The following is an 18,257-nucleotide window of genomic DNA, read 5'->3' as shown; positions in this document are numbered from 1 at the left end:
TTCGGTCGTGATGCGCAGCGCGATGGCGGGCGCGGCCAGACCTTCGGCCAGCCCGGCGCCCAGCATGCACAACGCGTCCGCGGGCAACGGGCCATTCGCGGCGACCAGGGCCTGTAACGATGGATTGGGAACGTAGGCGGTGGCCATCCACGGCGGTTCGGCGTCGGGATCGGCGGCGACCACCTGAGCGGTGTGAAATCCACCCACCCGTCGGGCGGCATCGATCTCCCGGGCGAACCGGGCACGGTATTCGGCCTTGGTGGCATGGTGTCGGAAGATGCGTTTCACCACCACGGTGCGCCCGCCCGGGGAACGTGCCAAAAACACTTCGCCCATGCCACCCTGACCCAACCGGCTCAACAGCCGATACGGGCCGATCTGGCGTGGGTCATCGGGGAGAAGGTCATCCATTCTTTCCACGCCGAATCGTGTTTCTCATACGAGTGGTGCAAGGCGCCTGACCCACTACGCGTAATCGGCGCGGGGTTGGACAATGCCGGGCCCACCGGTGTGCGGCGTCGGCACGTTGCCCTTTGCAGGAGCGGGAAGAGCATCGACGCAAGCTCGCGAACAGGCGTTGACCAAGAGAGGCAGAGTGTCGGTGCCGACTCTTGAGGAGATCCACACTTGGTGGAGCCCGGATTCGGCGATCGGCCGGTCGCAGACACTGCATGCCTGGATCACGTCGGTGCCCCAGACGGCGGGGTCGAGGTCACGAATGTCGAGGTCCTGGGTCGACGCTTTGCCCGGCTGCAGCGGAGGAAACGGTGGAAGTGCACCACGTGCGGTCGGCGGACCTCGTACTGATCGAAACACTTGCAGGTCTCTTGGCGGGCCAATTGGCCGGCCTCGCCGGCTGCGTCGGCCCATCGGTTCGCTACCAGGTGCGGGGTGGCATCGTCCTCCATGGACGCACGGTAGCGCGATCCGGCCGTCTCTGATCAACCCCGTTCGGAGATTGTCACCGCCGCCCGGCGGCGCCGTACGCAAGCGCTGGTCGTGGACTCGCTTTTCCAGACCGTCGGACCCCGGGGGCACGATCGTGCCCCCCGGGGTCGGCCGGTTGTGGTTGTTAGTTCGTGGTGGGCCGAGTGGTCAGCTCGCGGGGCCCACCAGCTTCCATGGCTCGTTGTTGGGGTCGGTGCCGGTGCCCGGGGTGTTGCCCTGGGTCCACCACTTGGCCTTCCAGATCTTGCCGTTGTACGTGACGGTGGTCTGCTGGATGGTCTGGGTCTCGGGGTTGTAGATCGTGTTGGCGTTCCAAGCCGGTGCGATGCAGCCGGCGGCCGGACTCCCGCCGGATGAGGTGCCCCGGGCGTTCTCGCTCGCCAGGGAGTAGGGGACGCCGCCGCTCTTGATCACGGTGTTCGCCGGGCCGGTGGCCGGCAGGTAGTAGATGATCGGGACGTCCAGCGACTGGCCAGGCGGGATGAGCTGGCAGTAGTCCAGTTTGAGGGTGATCCGGTGGAATGGGCTGTTCAGCCCGACGCTGGCGTTGGGGCCGGTGTGGCCGGCCTGGACCCGCCACCGGCCGCCCTGAGCGTAGGTCTGCCAGTCGCCGTCCTTGATCAGCGCCGGGGTGGAGGTGGGCAGGTCGAAGCTGATCTCGGTGTCGGCGGGGCCGCCGAGGTGGGACGTCATCTGGTTGGTGATCCGTACGACCGGCTGGATCGGCCACAGGTTCGCGGCGTCACCGGGGTAGTTGACCAGGTCGACCTTGACGTTCAGCGTCGAGCTGGGCGGGGTCACCGAGCTGCCCGCACTGCGCGAGTCGCCATAGCCGCCGGCGTCGGCCAGGTTGCCGTGCAGCCGGTTGGTCATGGTGTAGCCCATGCCGCAGGGCGCGTTCGCGGTGATATTCGGCGGGCATTCGTAGTCGCCGGCCAGCTCCCACATCATCACGCCGCCCGCGCCCTTGGCCTTGACGTAGTTGGTGATGGCGTCCAGGCCCTGGTCGTCCTCAGTGGACAGGAACGTCTTTTTGGTCGGGTTCCACAGCCATGAGGTCCTGGTGGCTTCGTCCCAGTAGCGGGTGTAGGTGCCGGTCAGCCGGTCCGCGGGGTCGGTGACCGGGTTGAGGCCGACGTTCTCGGCGTACGCGGGCAGGATGTTGTGCTCCAGGTTCTTGGCGTGCCACATCGGGTTGAACCCGGCGCCCAGTTCGTTACCCGGTCCGTCCACGTCGTGCCAGATGTTGTCGATTCCCGTGGCGCCCTCGCCGCACGGCCGGGAGATACCCGTACCGGGCTCGCACGGCTCCGACGAGACAGAGGCGCCCCACATGCCGTGGTTCCCGCCGGTCACGTTGGTCCAGCCCCGGGTGTAGTACGGCACGCCGATGTTGATCCGGCCCGCCTGCATCGCCCCGCGCAGGTAGTTGAACGCCCAGTCGGTGTTGAAATAGCCGATCTGCTGGTATTCGGGGGTGTTGTAGAGATCGGCCTGCTCGGGGTCGTTGCCGTCGTCGTACAGCGGCGCGTTGGGGCCGACCACGTTGTTCCAGGTGCCGTGGAAGTCGTACGACATCAGGTTGGTGAAGTCCTGGTAGCGCAGCGCCTTCAGGTTCTCCATCCCGCGCACCACATACCCCGACGCCGAAGCCGCCGAGGTCAGCAGGTAGTACCTTTCCTCGTCGGCACCGGCCTGGTCGAGCTTCTCGCGCAACGTCTTCATCAGCGCGGTGTACGCGTTCGGCAGCCCGGCCCGGCGCGGAGCGGCGATGCCCCAGTCGTTGGGATTGCCCGCATCCGCCAGCGAGGTCGGATACTCGAAGTCGATGTCCACGCCATCGAAGCGGTAGGTACGCAGGAAGTCCACCGCCGAGTCGGCGAAAGTGTTGATACCTGCCTGGTTGACCGAGCCGTCGGCATTGGTGGTCATCGTGTAGAACCCACCGGTCTCGGCCCAGCCGCCCACCGAGATCAGCGTCTTCACCCGCGGATGCAGCTTCTTGTACTTGGCCAGCAGGTTGAAATGCCCCTTGAAGGAGAACTCCGGATCCATCTCCGCACCCGCCACCCCGGGCCAATCCATCCCGATCGCCGGGTTGGACGGCTCGTTCGCGCCCACCGAGATCTGATTGTTCTGCACGTTGGCGAACGCGTAGTTGAGGTGCGTCACCTTCGACCACGGGATGTTCGGCACCAGATAGTGCGGCCCGTTGCCCCCCGTCCGCCAGCCGCTGAAGTAGCCGACGACTCGCCGGGTACGGCCCTCGCCCAGCCACTCACGGCCATCGCCCTGGTAGACCCGGCAGTACTGCGCGGCGGTCCCGGCGGTCGGGGCCATTCCGTCCGGCCGGCAGGCGGAGTGGTCGGACGGCACCCCCGGGCGTGAGCCGCCGTCGTCACCGCCCGGGTGCTGCTCCTGCGGATTGCCCACACCTCGGTTGGTGGCGTACAGGATGCCGCGCGGATTCCGCTTGATGATCTCGTCGACGATGGCCCCGCCCGGGAAGTCCATCATCATGACCCCGGTCCGCTTGATCGCCGAAGTGTTACACCGGTTGTGCTGCCCGGTGAAGCACTGCAGGACGAACTCGTTGACACCGAGCATCCCGGTATAGCCCGCCGCGACGGTGATCGGCCACGCCCCCGCGCTCGCACCGCTGGTCCAGTTGTAGTACATCTTGTCGTCGTTGGGCTGATTCTCATCCAGGCAGTCGGCGGTCTGGTTGGTCCGCTCCAGTTGCCACTTCACCAGGTCCCGCTTCATCGGGATCTGTAAGAGGGTGTCCACGCCGTAGTCGTTCTGCACGTAGCAGTTGGGCTGGCCGTCCTCGGCGGGCCAGCTCTCGTAGTTGAGCTGGGAGAGGCCCTTGCCGGAGTAGTTGCCGCCGCCCACACCGGCGAAGTTCACCACGACCACCTTGCCGCGGACATCGCCCAGAACCGGCACGTCCGCATCGTCGAAGGCAGCGGGCTGCCAGAACAGGTTTTCGTTGGCCGACAGGTATTGGTCCAGGACCTCCCTGCGCCGCTCCTGCTTTCTCGCATCGGTGAACGGGGCCTGGGGATTGGGCGGCACCCAGGGATTGGGCGGGACAATGGCTCCGAGATCGAGCGGGTCGTCGTCGGTACACGAGGTGATGCCGCCGGCGCACTCGGCCTTCACGTTGAGCAGGATCGTCTCGCTCGGATGTGCCGTCAGGAAGGTACGCATCTCGCGTATCACGTCGTCGAAATTGGCGTGCAGGTAGTACGGCCCATGATGAATGGCGAACTTGGCATTGTTGGATTCGTCGGGCACGATTCTGACCCGGATGTCGATGGCGCGGATGCCGGCGCCGAGCTGGAACGCGAGCGACTTGCCGCCCGGCTGACCGTCCTGCTCATGCTTTTCCTGAGTCTCGACCAGGCCGCCGCCGTACACGGCGAGGGTGTCATGCGTTCCTGGTACGGATAACTCCGCCAGGCTCGCGTAGTCGGGCACCTGGGCCATCCAGTCCGGATGCCCGTTCTCCACCAGGCTGCCGAAGTAACCGGGCTCCGCACCGGCCGGGCTGGCCTGCCCGACCACCACGGCCACGCTCGTGGCCATGAGCAGGGCGAGGAATAACGAAAGTCTCTTTCTGGCGCGCAACGGCCTCTTCCTTCCGATCGAGAGACGCGTCCGCCGAAGATGAGCCCCTTTAACGGCCTCATGCCAACGCAAACCAGGGCCGGACTATCGCCCATCCGACGGACCGCGCCGTACGTATCTGACGGCGACGAGCCTGGCACCGACCTGCCGACCATCGAATCCGTGACTCCCTAGCCCACCCCCTAGTCGAGGCGTGACCAGGTGGAACGCCGTGTCAGTGGTCGTGCCCGGGGCGCGTCAGGCGCGTATCAGGCGCGTGTCAGCCCAGCCGCCGATGGTAGGGGCATGACAAGTACAGCGAAGGCAACATCAGGGCTGAGGAACCGCGAACCCGCCATCCGCGTGCAGAACATGGAGAAGTCCTACAAGGAACTGCACGTACTGCGCGGCGTGAACTTCGAGGTGGCACCGGGCAGCATCTTCGCCCTGCTCGGCTCGAACGGAGCAGGAAAGACCACGATCGTGAGAATCCTGTCCACGCTGCTGAGACCAGACGCCGGCACAGCCACCGTCAACGGAATAGACGTCACGAAGGACCCGCTCCGAGTTCGGGAATCCATCAGTCTGACCGGCCAGTTCGCAGCGGTCGATGAGATCCTCTCCGGCCGGGAGAACCTGGTGATGGTCGCCAAGTTGCGGCATCTGAAGAACCCCGGCCAGGTGGCGGACGATCTTCTTGCCCGCTTCAGCCTCACCGATGCGGGATCGCGAAAGGTGTCCACGTATTCCGGAGGCATGCGCCGTCGCCTCGACATCGCCATGAGCCTGATCGGCCAGCCCAAGGTGATCTTCCTCGATGAGCCGACCACGGGCCTCGACCCCGAAGCGCGCATCGAAGTGTGGCAGGTCATTAAGGAACTCGCCGACCAGGGGACCACCGTTCTGCTCACCACGCAGTATCTCGACGAAGCTGAGCAACTCGCGGATCGGATCGCCATTCTTCACCAGGGGCGCATCATCGCGAACGGCACTCTCGCCGAACTGAAGCAACTTCTCCCCCCGGCGAAAGTCGAGTACGTCGAAAAGCAGCCCGCCCTTGAGGACATCTTCCTCGCCCTCGTAGGAAGGTAAGGACCAGTCATGAACAAGCACTTCTTCGGAGACACGGCCGTTCTGCTGGGCCGCTCGATGCGTCATATCACCCGCAGCGTGGACACGATTATCACGACCGCGATCACGCCGATCGCCATCATGCTGCTGTTCGTCTACGTGTTCGGCGGCGCGATCAAGACAGGCACCGAGAACTACGTCAATTATCTACTGCCTGGAATCATGCTGATCGCGATCGCGTCTGGCATCGCGTACACCGCCGTCCGGTTGTTCACCGACATGAAGAGCGGCATTTTCGAGCGGTTCCACTCCATGCCGATCGCACGATCATCCGTGCTGTGGGCGCATGTGCTGACCTCGCTGTTCGCCAACGGGCTCTCAGTCGTGATCATCGTGCTGGTGGGCCTCCTCATGGGATTCCGCACCTCGGCCGGCCCACTGGCCTGGCTCGCTGTCGCCGGCATCCTGGCGCTCTTCACCCTGGCACTCACCTGGCTCGCCATCATCGCCGGCCTGTCGGCGAAATCCGTGGACGGCGCCGCCGGATTCTCCTTCCCACTCATCTTCCTGCCCTTCATCAGCTCGGCTTTCGTCCCCACGGACACCATGCCGGGCCCGGTGCGCTTCTTCGCCGAAAACCAGCCGGTCACTTCGATCGTCAACACGATCCAGAACCAATTCGCCCAACGACCGGTCGGCAACGACATCTGGATCGCCCTCGCCTGGTGCCTCGGCCTCCTCGTTCTCTCCTACGTATTCGCCATGTCCTCCTACCGCCGCAAGATTGCCTAGGGAGAAGCACCATGCCCGCATTCACCACCCCAGAGGCCATCACCGCCACCGTGCAAGTCGCCGGCGCCCAGGTACGGATCACCGCGAGCGACCGAACCGACACCGTGGTACTGATCGCACCCATCAACGCGACGAACCCTTCGGACGTCAAAGTGGCCGACCAGGCCAAGGTCGACTTCGCCGACGGCCACCTCTCGATCAAAACGACCGACTCCGGCGACAAGAACGGTTCCATCGCCATCACGATCGACCTGCCCACCGGCTCCAGCCTGTTCGCCCACCTGGCCCACTCGGACGTTCACGCTGACGGCTCATTCGGGGAGTGCGAACTGCACCTGGCGAAGGGCCGGGTCCAGCTGGATCGCATCAGCGCACTGCGGGCGGACATCGCGGCCGGCGAGGTCACGATCAGCCACATCACCGGGTGCGCCCACATCGAAGGCAGCGTGGCCGCCGTACGAATCAGCGAGGTCGAAGGCACCGTCAAGCTCTCAACCTCCGGCGGCCAGACCTGGATCGGTCACGCCTCATCCGACCTCGACCTCAACAGCGCCAACGGCGGCTTCGACATCGACCACGCCGACGGCAACATCACCGCCAAGACAGCCAACGGCGCCATCCGGATCGGCAGGTTGACCTGTGGCCAGGCAGACCTGTCGAACAGCTCAGGCAACATCGAAGTTGGCATCAGCGAGGGCACCACTGCCCAGGTGGACGCCCACAGCAAGCGCGGAAGCATACGCAACTCCATTCCGGCCTCAGAAAACCCTGACACGTCCGCCGACAAGCTCACGGTCCGCGCCGGCACCCGGCACGGCGACATCGTCATCCAACGCGCAGCACACTGACCCCAACGCGACAGCGGCACCCGGACAGATCGCTAAGAGCCTGCGACCAGGAAACTCCAGGTCGCAGGCTCTCTGCATGTCTGCCCCGGCTAAACGGGCATGGCCACCTTGTGTTTAGTCATGTAGCCGAAGATTCGCGACCAACAGTGAAAATCGGGATCAGATCGAGGTCAAGCGTCTAGACGAGCACAGAAATGGACTCGCACGATGGGAGGGAACGAGAGGCTAGGAAGGAGAAATCAGAGACCTTAACAGCTCGCCTTGCCTTCATGAGATCGGCTCTCTCGAGCCATTCCCAGGCGCTACCTCCTCGGCTGGATCACCTTGGCCGAGACGGCGCCGGAAGGAGACGAAGATGCACGGAAAACGGCTACTCTTCGCCAGCCCGCTGATCGCCGCCCTAGCGTTCGGGACGGTCGACATCGCACCAGCCTCAGCCGCTCCGACCTCCGCAAGCCCCGGCAACAGTCACCTCACGACGACCTCGAAGATGGCACCGCCCACATGCAAGCAGAACTTCAAGGGCAAAGCCAGGAAGACGTGCGCGAGCGGCTTCGACGACGGATTCGCGGCAGGGCAAGCCTCGTGCAAGCCTGGCTTGCGCAAGCTGGACCCCGCGCTTGAGGACGCGATCTACCTCCATGGCTACAACGCCGGACTCGACGCGGGCAAGGCCAGGTGCTAGCCACCGCGGAGTCGCAGCCCTACCTGGCATGCGCCACCCCGTAAAGGGTCTCAAGCCTTCCAAGGTGGACCTGCCCGGCTACAGGCCGGACAGGCCCACCCCCCATTGAGCTATCTGCCCGACCAAACCGGTGGCCTTCGACACGCCGCCGTCTCGACGTGGCTCAACGCGGGAGTCCCGGCAACGCAGGTGGCCGAGTGGGCGGGGCATTCGGTCGCCGTCCTGTAGAACGCTGTCCACGGCCGGATGAATCGTTAAGAGCCTGTGACCGGGAAACGCCAGGTCGCAGGCTCTTCGCGTGGGCAGAACGAGGTGCCCCCGGCGGGAGTCGAACCCGCACAACAGCCCTTTTAAGGGGCTTGCCTCTGCCATTGGGCTACGGGGGCGCGGCGATCATACGTCACGGAGCGCACATCTGTAACTGGTGAGACTTTACGCCGCAACTAGCCCTTCTCGACAGCATCTGGGACATGCGAATCCGTTGCCCGGTCGGGGAATTCGCGGCCGTCGGGAGGGTTGGGTGGGTGGTTGAGGCGGGGGGCTCGGAGGTGGCGGCGCGAACTGTGAGTAACCGCCACGAAGTGGGACGAATGTCGTCTGCGCGTGCGGGAGTGACAGCGGGCGCCGGGTGAGGGGGCGGCGGCGGGGTGATGAGCGGGTTCACGTGACGTTCTCAGGTCGGTCGGGGCCATGCACGGTCAAAACGTATCGAAAACTAGCGCACGGCGAAGCAGCCCAATCGGGTGGGATCCGGTTGGGCTGCTTTGGAGTTCCGGGATGGCGGGGGGTGGGGGTTGTGTGGAGGTGCGGGTGGACGACGATGGTCGCGGATGTAGCGCGGAGAACCGTTGCGTAGGAGGCCGCCGCGAAGACGACCGGGACACGGAAAATCGTCGCGTCGGGAAGCGTCGCGTGGGGAAGCGTCGCGTGTGGAACCATCGTTGCCCCCTCTCGCGCGTGCATGCGAAACGGCGCACGACGCCCGAGGAGGGGGTTCCGTCGGTCGTGCCCTGCGGGTGCCGGGTCAGCGCTTCTGGTCGGTGGCGGCTGCGGCCTTGAACTCCTGGCGCGGGTTCTCGATCGAGCCGAGGGAGATGGTCTCCCGCTTGAAGAACAGCGACAGCGTCCAGTCGACCAGGACGCGGACCTTGCGATTCGTCGTCGGCACCCTGGACAGATGGTACGTGCGGTGCATGAACCACGCAGGGAATCCGCGAAGCTTTACCCCGTACACGTTGGCCACGCCCTGGTAGAGGCCGAGGCCGGCGACCGAGCCCGCGTAGCGGTGGCGGTAGACGCGCAGTGGGCGGCCGTACAGGTGGGCGGTGATGTTGTCGGCCAGGACCTTGGCCTGGCGGACGGCGTGCTGCGCGTTGGGGGCGCAGTATTCGCCGGCCTTGGTGACGTCGGGGACGCCGGCCACGTCGCCGGCGGCGAAGGCGTCCTTGACGCCGGAGACGGTGAGGCGGGTGGTGGTCATGATGCGGCCGCGCTCGTCCAGTGGGAGGTCGCCGGAGTTGACGATGCGGGAGGGCTTGACGCCGGCGGTCCAGACGATGGTGGCGGATTCGAACTCGTCGCCGTCGGAGGTCTTGACCAGGCCGCCTTCGCAGGACTGGAGCATGGTCTTCATTTTGAGCTCGATGCCGCGGCCGCGGAGTTCCTGCGCGGTCCATTCGCCCATTTCGGGGCCGACTTCGGGCAGGATGCGGTCACTGGCCTCGATCAGCACCCAGCGCATGTCCGCGCGCTTGATCGACGGGTAGTACCTGATCGCGTCGTCGGTCATGTCCTCCAGCTCGGCGAGCGCCTCGATGCCGGCGTAGCCGCCGCCGACCACCACGAAGGTGAGGGCGCGCCGCCGTACGTCAGGGTCGTTGCTGGATTCGGCGCGGTCGAGCAGGCCGAGCACGCGGTTGCGCAGGGTGATGGCCTCGGCGATGGTCTTGAAGCCGATGGCGGCGTCGGCCAGGCCGGGGATCGGGAGCGTGCGGGAGATCGACCCGGCGGCCATGACCAGGATGTCGTACTGGATCTCGGTGGGCTCGCCGACGAGCGGTTCAAAGGTGACGGTCTTGTGGTCGTGGTGCACCTTGGAGACGCGGCCGTTGAGGATGCGGACCTTGGAGAGGACCCGCCGGAGCGGGACGACGACGTGGCGCGGGGAGATGTTGCCGGCCGCGGCCTCCGGCAGGAACGGCTGATACGTCATGTACGACTGCGGATTGATGACGGTGACTCTGACCCTGCCCGTCCGGAGTTCGCGGCGGAGCGTGTGCTGGAGGCGCAGGGCGGTGTACATCCCGACATATCCGCCACCGACGATGACGATGTGCTTCGCTTTGAGGTTCACCACAGGTGCCCTTCAGGTTGCTTGTGAAAGCATTCACAAGACTACGTCATCTCGCCGGGCCACACCAATCCGGCCCTCACAGCAACATAAGCGACATTTCCGCCGATGGGATGTTGACCTGGGATTTCTTGGACGAAGATGTGCGGATGTTTCGTCAGGTGACGGACTTCACACTTGTGAAACGGTTCACGAGCTCAGTTCGAGGGCTCTCTTGAAGATCGTTTCCAGCATTTCGGCGGTGACCCGGCCGGTGAAGGTGTTCTGCTGGCTCGGGTGGTAGCAGCCGAGCAGCACCGCGTCGCCGACCGGGACCTCGACGCCGTGCCCGAACGCGGGCCTGGCCCGGGGCAGCGGGTACCCGGCCGACCGCAGTGCCGGCCAGAGTGCCTGCCAGGCGAAGCCGCCGAGCACGACGATCGCCTTCGGCCGGGTGAGCTGGAGCTCCCGGACCAGCCACGGCGCGCAGGTGTCCCGCTCCTCGGGCGTCGGCTTGTTCGCGGGCGGCGCGCACCGCACCGCCGCCACCACCCGGGCCCCGAGCAGTCGCTGCCCGTCCCCGGCGTGCGTGCTCGTCTCCTGTACGGCCAGCCCGACCCGATACAACGCCCGGAACAGCCAGTCCCCACTCCGATCCCCGGTGAAGACCCGCCCGGTCCTGTTCCCGCCGTGCGCCGCCGGAGCCAGCCCCACGATCAGCACCTGGGGATCCTCCTCGCCCCACCCCGCGATCGGCCGCCCCCAGTAGGTCTCCCCCGCGAACGCCTTCCGCTTGACCTCCGCGACCTCCTCCCGCCAGGCCACCAGCCGCGGACAGGCCCGGCAGACCGACTCCCTGGCCACCAACTCCGCCAGGGTACGGCTCCCGCCCGCCAGCCCGGCCACCTCCCTGGGATCATGCGCGACCGGCGTATCGGCCGAAGCGGGATCATCAGGCCACCCGGTCCCCGGAGGTACGCAACTCATGACCCCAGCGTCCCAGACCGGATCACGTGATCCAGTCAGGCATGAGTTGGGTAGGAATGGCCGCGTGGCTATCCCCCCGATGTTCGGACCCGCGTTCGACGCCGATCCGTACCCCGCCTATGACTGGCTGCGGCGCAACGCGCCGGTGACCCGGGTGCCGCTGCCGGGCTGCGAGGCCTGGCTGATCACCAGGTACGAGGACGCGGTCACCGCGCTGACCCATCCGGCCCTGGCCAAGGATCCCGCGCTGGGCTCGCCCGAGTGGCGGGCCGCCAGCCTGGGGCTGCCGCTGGATCACCGGCCGTCGCTGGCCCGGCACATGATCAACGCCGACCAGCCGGACCATCCCCGGCTGCGCCGGCTGGTGAGCGCCGCGTTCACGCCGCGGCGGATCGCGGGCCTGCGGGAGCGCACCCAGCAGGTGACCGACGCGCTGCTGGCGGCGATGGCGGGCAAGGACGAGGTGGATCTGGTCGGCGACCTGGCGTACCCCCTGCCGATCGCGATCATCTGTGATCTGCTCGGGGTGCCGGAGGCGGATCGGGCCGCCTTCCACCACCACGCGTCGGTGATCGACTCGGCCGCCGCCGCGGAGGTCGAGGCGATCAGCGCGGCCACCGACGCGCTGGAGGCGTTCCTGGCCGACCTGGTCGCGCGCAAGCGCACCCATCCGGGCGACGACCTGCTGACCGAGCTGGTACGGCGGCCCGACATCACCCCCGACGAGCTGACCTCGACCGCCTTCCTGCTGCTGATCGCCGGGCACGAGACGACGGTGGCGCTGATCGGCAACGGCATGCTGGCGCTGCTCCGCCACCCGGAGCAGCTGGCGGCGGTCCGGGCCGAGCCTGACCTGCTGCCCGACGTCATCGACGAGATGCTCCGCTACGACGGCCCGGTACGGAACGCGACCTGGCGTTTCCCCACCGAACCCGTGGTCATCGGCGGCCAGGAACTGCTCCCTGGCGAGCCGATCCTGGTCTCACTGCTGGCCGCCAACCGCGACCCGGCCGCCTTCCCCGACCCGGACGCGTTCACGCCGGGGCGGGTCGGCGAACCGCATCTGGCGTTCGGGCGCGGGCCGCACTACTGCATCGGCGCGGCGCTGGCCAAGATCGAGGGCGAGGTCGCGATCGGCAGCCTGCTGCGGCGTTACCCGGATCTCGCGCTGGCCACCGATCCGGCGGAGCTCAGCTGGTGGCCGAGCGCGATCATGCGAGGGCTCTTCTCCCTGCCGGTCCGCCTCAATCGCCCGAAGGGCTAGTCGTCGGGGTCGGCTTCCCGGTGGCGGTCGGCGTGGGGGTGAGGGTCCCCGTCTCCGTCGGCGTGAGGGTGGCGGTCCCCGTCTCCGTCGGCGCGGAAGTCGGCGCAGGGGTCGGCGCAGGGTTCGGCGTCGCGCAGGCGACCAGTTCCGGGGTCGGTATCGCGATCTCGCCGTTCTCCAGCCGCCACACGCGGATGGCCGGATCGCGCTTCAGCGGCAGCGGGTACTCGTTGCCGAGCGGCGGCTCGTCCCGGCAATTCTGATCGATCACCCATCCCATCACTTCCGGATTCAGGGTGATCGGTCGGCCGTCCTGGTCGTACAGGCGCACGTCCCGCAGCGGCGTGCCGTCTTTCGCGTACGGGAAGATGTTGTACACCTCCCCGCCCACATCGGCCATCCGCGCGATCGGGAACTCCCCGGCGTAGTGCACCCGGTTGTCCTCCTGACCGTTCCATTCGGCGACGGCCACCATGCCTGCCACGACCAGGACTCCGGCCAGCACGTCGACCGAGACCAGCAGCAGGCGCCGCCACCCGGTCCGCCCGGCCCGCCGCCCGATCCACACCGACGCCCAGATGCCCGCCAGCGTGAACAGCCACGCGCCGATGCTCTCCGGCACGAACTGCGTGGTCATGGTGGAGATCGAAACCAGCAGCAGCGCGAGCGCGTATCCCCGCAGAACCCACCAAGCCGGGCGTAAATCCGGGATGAACCCGGCCGCCTGCCGGTAGGGCGGGAAGCGCGACATCCGGGTGTGCGCCCGCGAAGCCGTCCCGGCCGTCCAGGATCCGAGCCGGGCCCGCACGCCGAGCCTGGTCACCAGGGTCTCCTCGGGCCGGCCCCCGTATGCGGCCCGCAGCTCCGCGGCGTACGTCTCCGGCGACCCGAGCCGCTCCTCCAGCGGCACGTCCGACTCGGCGGCCACCTCCGCCAAGTGGTCGTCGAGATCCTCGACGAGTTCCTCCAGATCCGCCGCCGGAAGGTCGGCGAGCGCGTCCCGCACGGCCTGCGCGTATTCGGTGGGATTCATGACGCGTGCACCTCCTTGAGCAGATCGTTCATGGTCGACGCGAAAGCCGTCCACATGGTGGCGGAACCGGTCAGCTGCGCCCGTCCCACACTGTTGAGCCCGTAGTACTTCCGGTGCGGCCCCTCGTCCGAAGCCACCACATATGACGTGAGCGCGCCCGCCTTGAAGAGGCGGCGCAGCGTGCCGTAGACGGAGGCGTCCCCGACGTCTTCCAGGCCCGCCTCGCGCAACCGCCGGACCACGTCGTAGCCGTAGCTGTCGCGCTCGTTGAGCACGGCGAGCACGGCGACATCGAGTACGCCCTTGAGGAGCTGACTACTATCCACGCACCGCACAGTACTGTGCAATGCGCACTACCGGCAAGCCGTGGATCAAAGCCGTCATCCCGCGCGGTCACGCGATGGACCAGGCGATCCCGTCGAGGATGTCGTGCTCGCTGACGACCACGTCCGCGAAGCCGAAGTGGCGCACGATCTGATCGAGGATGGTGGCGCCGGCGCTGATGACGTCCACCCGGCCCGGATGCATGACCGGAATCGCGGCCCGCGCCTCGGAGGTCATCCGGGGTAGCAGAGCGGCGATCTCGTGCACCTTCGCGGCGGGAATGCGGGAATGGTGGATCCGCTCGGGGTCGTACGCGGGCAGGTCGAGCGCTATTCCGGCGACCGTGGTGACCGAACCGGCCAGCCCGATCAAGGTCTTGGCCGTCCTGATCGGAACGACCTGCTCCACCTGCGACAGCGCCGCTTCGACATCGCGGATCACTCCGGCCACGTCCAGGCCGTCCGGCCCGGTGTGGCGTTCGGTGAGCCGTACACACCCGATGTCCACCGAGCGTGCCGCCTCCACGGACGCGTTGCCGACGACGAATTCGGTGGAACCGCCGCCGATGTCCACCACCAGGTACGGCGATTCGACGCCGGTGATCGATCGGGTCGCGCCGGTGAAGGAGAGTTCGGCCTCCTCGTGGCCGGTGATGACCTCCGGCTCGACGCCGAAGATCTCCCGAACCCCGGCGACGAAATCGGCCCGGTTGGCGGCGTCCCTGGTCGCCGATGTGGCGACCACCCGCACCGGCATCAGATCGGCGCACTCCAGCGCCGCCCCCGGAGCCGGCACGCCGAGCCCCAGATGCGCGGCCGCGTGCCGCCGGATCAGCTTCTGGTATCCGCGCATCGCGGTGAAGGTCCGCTCAAGCGCGTCCGGCGCGAGCACACCGGTCCGATCGACCCCCTGGCCCAGCCGGACGATCTCCATCCGCCGTTCCAGATCGGTCTGGTTCCCGCCCTCGATGTCCGCGATCAGCAGGCGAACCGAGTTCGTCCCACAGTCGATGGCGGCGACCCGGCCCATCACGAACCTCCCGCGCAGCAGGGCCCGTCCGACCACCAGTCGGGGAGCAGATCCAGCGCCTCACGGCCGAACGGGTTGACCCCCGGCACCGCCAGCTCGTGACCTACCAGCGCGTGCAGGCATTTGACCCGGTCCGGCATGCCGCCGGCCGTCTGCATGGTCCGCGGCAGCGGCTCCAGCCCGTCCTCAGCCGCCGCCTTGTCCCGGCGGGCCACATAATCCTCGTGCGCCGCCCGATACTCGGCCGCCAGCTCGGGATCCGCCAGCCGGGCCGTCATCTCCCGCATCAGCCCGGACGCCTCCAGCGTGCCGATCGCCGACGCCGCCTTCGGGCAGGTCAGGTAGAACAGCGTCGGGAACGGCGAACCGTCGGGCAGCCGCGGCGAGGTCTCCACCACGTCCGGCAGCCCGCACGGGCACCGGTGCGCCACCGCGCGGACCCCCCGGGGCGGACGCCCCAGCTGCTCCTGGACCGCGGCCAGATCGCCGGAATCAACCATCGTTCCCTCCTCGGGGCCGATCAGTCCCCCGTTGCCGTGATCTTCTTGCCTTCGCCCTTGTCGGCCGCCTCGACCGACTCCCAGAGCGCCAGATACCAGGGCGCCTTGCCTTCGGCCTGTTTGCCGGCCTTGGCCTGGGTCTTCCCCGCGTCGTTCAGCACGCCGTAACACTTGGCGCCGGGCTCGCAGAAGTGCAGCTTCTCCTTGGCCTGGCGCTTCACGTAGTCCGGGTCCTCAAGGCGTTTGCGCTGCTCTTCCAGCTGCCTGAGGTCCCCGAGCGCTTTGGCCTGCTGCTGCTCCAGCTGGGCGATCTGCCGCCGCTGCGCGATGAACTCACGCACCGGATAGGCCAAGCTCATCGCGATCGCGCACACGACGACCGCAAGGATCGCCGCCCTTCCGGTCAGCTGCGGACGCTTCGCCATCAGACTCCCAAAGCCGGTTCGGTACGGCTCGCGCCATCAACATGGCGCAAGCCGTACCGCAAAACCTAGCCGCGGAAGCGCGGGAACGCCGCGCGACCCGCGTAACGGGCGGCGTCGCCGAGGAGTTCCTCGATCCGGAGCAGCTGGTTGTACTTGGCGACCCGGTCCGAGCGGGCGGGGGCGCCGGTCTTGATCTGGCCGCAGTTGACCGCGACCGCGAGGTCGGCGATCGTCACGTCCTCGGTCTCGCCGGAGCGGTGGCTCATCATGCAGCGGTAGCCGTTGCGGTGGGCCAGCTCGACCGCGTCCAGCGTCTCGGTCAGGGTGCCGATCTGGTTGACCTTGACCAGCAGGGCGTTGGCGGTGCCCTCCTTGATGCCGCGGGCCAGCCGCTCGGGGTTGGTGACGAACAGGTCGTCGCCGACCAACTGCACCCGCGAGCCGAGCGAGACGGTCATCGCGTTCCAGCCGTCCCAGTCCGACTCGTCCAGCGGGTCCTCGATCGAGACCAGCGGGTAGTTGTCGACCAGGTCCTCGTAGTAGGAGATCAGCTCGGCGGAGCTGAGGGGCTTGCCGTCGATGGTGTAGACGCCGTCCTGGTGGAACTCGGAGGCGGCCACGTCCAGGGCGAGCCCGATGTCGACGCCGGGGCGGTAGCCGGCCTTCTCGATGGCGACCAGGATCAGGTCCAGCGCGTCGCGGTTGCTGGGCAGGCTGGGGGCGAAGCCGCCCTCGTCGCCGAGGCCGGTCGCGTAGCCCTTCTCCTTGAGCACGGACTTGAGCGCGTGGTAGGTCTCGGCGCCGATCCGGACGGCCTCGGAGAACGTCTCGGCGCCGATCGGCGCGATCATGAACTCCTGGATGTCCACGTTGGAGTCGGCGTGCGCGCCGCCGTTCAGGATGTTCATCATCGGGACCGGCAGCAGGTGCGCGTTCGGGCCGCCGAGGTAGCGGAACAGCTGCAGGTCGGCGCTGGCGGCCGCGGCCTTGGCGACGGCCAGCGAGACGCCCAGAATGGCGTTGGCGCCGAGCTTGGACTTATTGTCGGTGCCGTCCAGGTCGATCATCGTCTGGTCGATGACCCGCTGCTCTTCTGCGTCGATGTCCAGGATGACATCCTGGATCTCGTCGGTGACGGCGAGGACGGCGCGCTCGACGCCCTTACCGTTGTAGCGGGAGCCGCCATCGCGGAGCTCGACCGCTTCGAACTTGCCGGTGGACGCGCCGCTCGGCACGGCCGCCCGGCCGGTGCTGCCGTCTTCCAGCAGGACTTCGACCTCGACGGTGGGGTTACCGCGTGAATCGAGGATCTCGCGTGCGTGTACGGCCTCGATGGCAGCCACGAAGCACTCCTTGAAATCGAAGGACAGTTTGCTCCAAGAGCCTACCGAGGGCTACTCCTCGGTAGGGGCATCTGGTCCATCTGCTGAGACATCTGTTTCGACATGAGTTCGGTACGCCCGGGCCACGGCGCGCAGTTCCGCCTCCGGGTCGAGGCCCGCCGCCTGGGCCTCGCGGACCAGCGCGAACAGGCGTTTGCCCAGATCGGAGCCGGTCGGCTCGAAGTCCTGTCGCGCTCCGCTGCGGCGTAGCAGTTGCGCGGCCAGCGACAGCGCCGGCTGCCCCATCGGCACCCCGTCCAGCGGCGACGACTCGCCCTTCGCGGCCCGCTCCGCTTTCTTGATCGCTTCCCAGTTGGCGTTGACCTCGTCGGCGTCGGCGACGGCCAGGTCCGCGAACACGTGCGGATGCCGGCGGACCAGCTTGTCCACGATCCCGCCGGCGACGTCGTCGATGTCGAACCCGTCCGCGCGTTCCTGCGCGACGCGGGCATGAAAGACAACCTGAAACAGCAGATCACCCAGCTCTTCGCGAAGCGCCGCGTAGTCCCCTGCTTCGATGGTCTCCAGGACTTCGTAGGCTTCCTCCAGCAGGTACGGCACCAGCGACTCGTGCGTCTGCTTGCTGTCCCAGGGGCATTCCCGGCGCAACCGGTCCATCACGGTGACCATGTCCAGCAGGCGCGCCCCTGGCAGGTCGTACGAACCTGGCACGAGCTCGATCTCCGGCGGCTCCGGGAGCGCCAGCGCCGCATGCCCCACCGCCCGCAGAAACCCTTCGTCCCCATCCTGCGCGGCCAGCCACACCAAGGTCTCCGCACAACTCTCAACCGCGACCCCACTCGGATCCGACCGCACCTCGACCTCTACGCCCTCCAAATAGGGCAACACCGGATGCTCCGCGGACCCAGTGAGAACACGCCCCGCCCGCAACACCTCCCACGCCCGCTCACTGAGCAGCCCAGGTGCGACCCGAGGAGAGGTAGTGACAATGATCAGCGCCATACCTTCAACCCTACGACCGAACCAACCACGACTTAGGTGGTTCTCCCACCCGCCCGCCCTTTGGA

16 protein-coding genes and 1 tRNA gene are annotated in these 18,257 nt (G+C 67.3%); 5 read left to right on the top strand and 12 right to left on the bottom strand.

Annotated features, from left to right (window positions below; genetic code table 11):
• Both Acor_RS39695 and Acor_RS39690 read right to left on the bottom strand, forming a co-directional pair.
• Positions 1-411: protein kinase family protein (locus Acor_RS39695; protein WP_479688465.1), on the bottom strand; the 411-nt coding region annotated here is incomplete at its 3' end.
• A 684-nt stretch (positions 412-1,095) separates the two neighbouring features.
• On the bottom strand, positions 1,096-4,581 hold the full coding sequence (locus tag Acor_RS39690; protein ID WP_246239791.1) for a phosphatidylinositol-specific phospholipase C domain-containing protein: 3,486 nt from the start codon (positions 4,579-4,581) through the stop codon (positions 1,096-1,098).
• A gap of 351 nt (positions 4,582-4,932) precedes the next feature.
• Between Acor_RS39690 and Acor_RS39685 the strand changes: the two genes are divergently transcribed.
• The 4 genes from Acor_RS39685 to Acor_RS43845 all read left to right on the top strand — a co-directional run bounded on the left by Acor_RS39685 (position 4,933) and on the right by Acor_RS43845 (position 7,956).
• The gene (locus Acor_RS39685) at positions 4,933-5,652 is read left to right on the top strand and encodes an ABC transporter ATP-binding protein (RefSeq protein WP_218034790.1); all 720 of its coding nucleotides are present in this window, start codon (positions 4,933-4,935) and stop codon (positions 5,650-5,652) included.
• A 9-nt stretch (positions 5,653-5,661) separates the two neighbouring features.
• Positions 5,662-6,423, top strand: a complete 762-nt coding sequence (locus Acor_RS39680) for an ABC transporter permease (protein WP_155341927.1) — start codon at positions 5,662-5,664, stop codon at positions 6,421-6,423.
• 11 nt (positions 6,424-6,434) lie between these two features.
• On the top strand, positions 6,435-7,271 hold the full coding sequence (locus tag Acor_RS39675; protein WP_155341926.1) for a DUF4097 family beta strand repeat-containing protein: 837 nt from the start codon (positions 6,435-6,437) through the stop codon (positions 7,269-7,271).
• Positions 7,272-7,626: 355 nt separating this feature from the next.
• The gene (locus Acor_RS43845) at positions 7,627-7,956 is read left to right on the top strand and encodes a hypothetical protein (protein ID WP_218034789.1); all 330 of its coding nucleotides are present in this window, start codon (positions 7,627-7,629) and stop codon (positions 7,954-7,956) included.
• A 313-nt stretch (positions 7,957-8,269) separates the two neighbouring features.
• On the opposite strand, the gene Acor_RS39665 is transcribed toward Acor_RS43845, so the two are convergent.
• From Acor_RS39665 to Acor_RS39655, 3 genes are all read right to left on the bottom strand, one after another.
• Positions 8,270-8,342, bottom strand: a tRNA-Leu gene (locus Acor_RS39665).
• Between the two features lie 638 nt (positions 8,343-8,980).
• Positions 8,981-10,309, bottom strand: coding sequence for an NAD(P)/FAD-dependent oxidoreductase (locus tag Acor_RS39660; protein ID WP_155341924.1), 1,329 nt, complete (start codon positions 10,307-10,309; stop codon positions 8,981-8,983).
• Between the two features lie 186 nt (positions 10,310-10,495).
• Positions 10,496-11,272 carry a uracil-DNA glycosylase gene (locus Acor_RS39655; protein WP_155341923.1) on the bottom strand — a complete coding sequence of 259 codons (777 nt, stop codon included), beginning with the start codon at positions 11,270-11,272 and terminating at the stop codon, positions 10,496-10,498.
• A gap of 64 nt (positions 11,273-11,336) precedes the next feature.
• On the opposite strand from Acor_RS39655, the gene Acor_RS39650 reads away from it, so the two are divergent.
• Complete coding sequence (locus Acor_RS39650; RefSeq protein WP_246239789.1) at positions 11,337-12,536, top strand: cytochrome P450 family protein; 1,200 nt, start codon at positions 11,337-11,339, stop codon at positions 12,534-12,536.
• Here the strand turns inward: Acor_RS39650 and Acor_RS45825 are convergent.
• The 7 genes from Acor_RS45825 to Acor_RS39615 form a co-directional block, all read right to left on the bottom strand.
• Positions 12,517-13,569 carry an HAAS signaling domain-containing protein gene (locus Acor_RS45825; protein WP_155341921.1) on the bottom strand — a complete coding sequence of 351 codons (1,053 nt, stop codon included), beginning with the start codon at positions 13,567-13,569 and terminating at the stop codon, positions 12,517-12,519. The genes Acor_RS39650 and Acor_RS45825 overlap by 20 nt on opposite strands.
• A complete protein-coding gene (locus Acor_RS39640; RefSeq protein ID WP_155341920.1) occupies positions 13,566-13,895 on the bottom strand; it encodes a PadR family transcriptional regulator in 330 nt (109 codons plus the stop codon). Before Acor_RS39640 ends, Acor_RS45825 begins: the two co-directional genes overlap by 4 nt.
• 67 nt (positions 13,896-13,962) lie before the next feature.
• Complete coding sequence (locus Acor_RS39635; RefSeq protein WP_155341928.1) at positions 13,963-14,922, bottom strand: Ppx/GppA phosphatase family protein; 960 nt, start codon at positions 14,920-14,922, stop codon at positions 13,963-13,965.
• Positions 14,922-15,422: a DUF501 domain-containing protein gene (locus Acor_RS39630; RefSeq protein WP_155341919.1), complete on the bottom strand. Its 501-nt coding sequence runs from the start codon at positions 15,420-15,422 to the stop codon at positions 14,922-14,924. The genes Acor_RS39635 and Acor_RS39630 overlap by 1 nt, the downstream gene beginning before the upstream one ends.
• Before the next feature lie 20 nt (positions 15,423-15,442).
• Positions 15,443-15,847 carry an FtsB family cell division protein gene (locus Acor_RS39625; protein ID WP_155341918.1) on the bottom strand — a complete coding sequence of 135 codons (405 nt, stop codon included), beginning with the start codon at positions 15,845-15,847 and terminating at the stop codon, positions 15,443-15,445.
• A gap of 65 nt (positions 15,848-15,912) precedes the next feature.
• Positions 15,913-17,190: a phosphopyruvate hydratase gene (eno, locus tag Acor_RS39620; RefSeq protein ID WP_155341917.1), complete on the bottom strand. Its 1,278-nt coding sequence runs from the start codon at positions 17,188-17,190 to the stop codon at positions 15,913-15,915.
• Between the two features lie 51 nt (positions 17,191-17,241).
• Positions 17,242-18,078, bottom strand: a complete 837-nt coding sequence (locus Acor_RS39615; RefSeq protein WP_308805723.1) for a nucleoside triphosphate pyrophosphohydrolase — start codon at positions 18,076-18,078, stop codon at positions 17,242-17,244.
• Positions 18,079-18,257 lie beyond the last annotated feature (179 nt).

Source organism: Acrocarpospora corrugata, from assembly GCF_009687845.1.
Taxonomy (GTDB): domain Bacteria; phylum Actinomycetota; class Actinomycetes; order Streptosporangiales; family Streptosporangiaceae; genus Acrocarpospora; species Acrocarpospora corrugata.
This window is presented reverse-complemented; position numbering and strand designations above follow the sequence as displayed.

Excerpts from the sequence above, each read along its gene's own strand:
- Acor_RS39685 (WP_218034790.1), top strand. The coding sequence starts at position 4,933 with ATGGAGAAGTCCTACAAGGAACTGCACGTACTGCGCGGCGTGAACTTC.
- Acor_RS39680 (WP_155341927.1), top strand. The coding sequence starts at position 5,662 with ATGAACAAGCACTTCTTCGGAGACACGGCCGTTCTGCTGGGCCGCTCG.
- Acor_RS39675 (WP_155341926.1), top strand. The coding sequence starts at position 6,435 with ATGCCCGCATTCACCACCCCAGAGGCCATCACCGCCACCGTGCAAGTC.
- Acor_RS43845 (WP_218034789.1), top strand. The coding sequence starts at position 7,627 with ATGCACGGAAAACGGCTACTCTTCGCCAGCCCGCTGATCGCCGCCCTA.
- Acor_RS39655 (WP_155341923.1), bottom strand. The coding sequence starts at position 11,272 with ATGAGTTGCGTACCTCCGGGGACCGGGTGGCCTGATGATCCCGCTTCG.
- Acor_RS45825 (WP_155341921.1), bottom strand. The coding sequence starts at position 13,569 with ATGAATCCCACCGAATACGCGCAGGCCGTGCGGGACGCGCTCGCCGAC.
- Acor_RS39635 (WP_155341928.1), bottom strand. The coding sequence starts at position 14,922 with ATGGGCCGGGTCGCCGCCATCGACTGTGGGACGAACTCGGTTCGCCTG.
- Acor_RS39630 (WP_155341919.1), bottom strand. The coding sequence starts at position 15,422 with ATGGTTGATTCCGGCGATCTGGCCGCGGTCCAGGAGCAGCTGGGGCGT.
- Acor_RS39625 (WP_155341918.1), bottom strand. The coding sequence starts at position 15,847 with ATGGCGAAGCGTCCGCAGCTGACCGGAAGGGCGGCGATCCTTGCGGTC.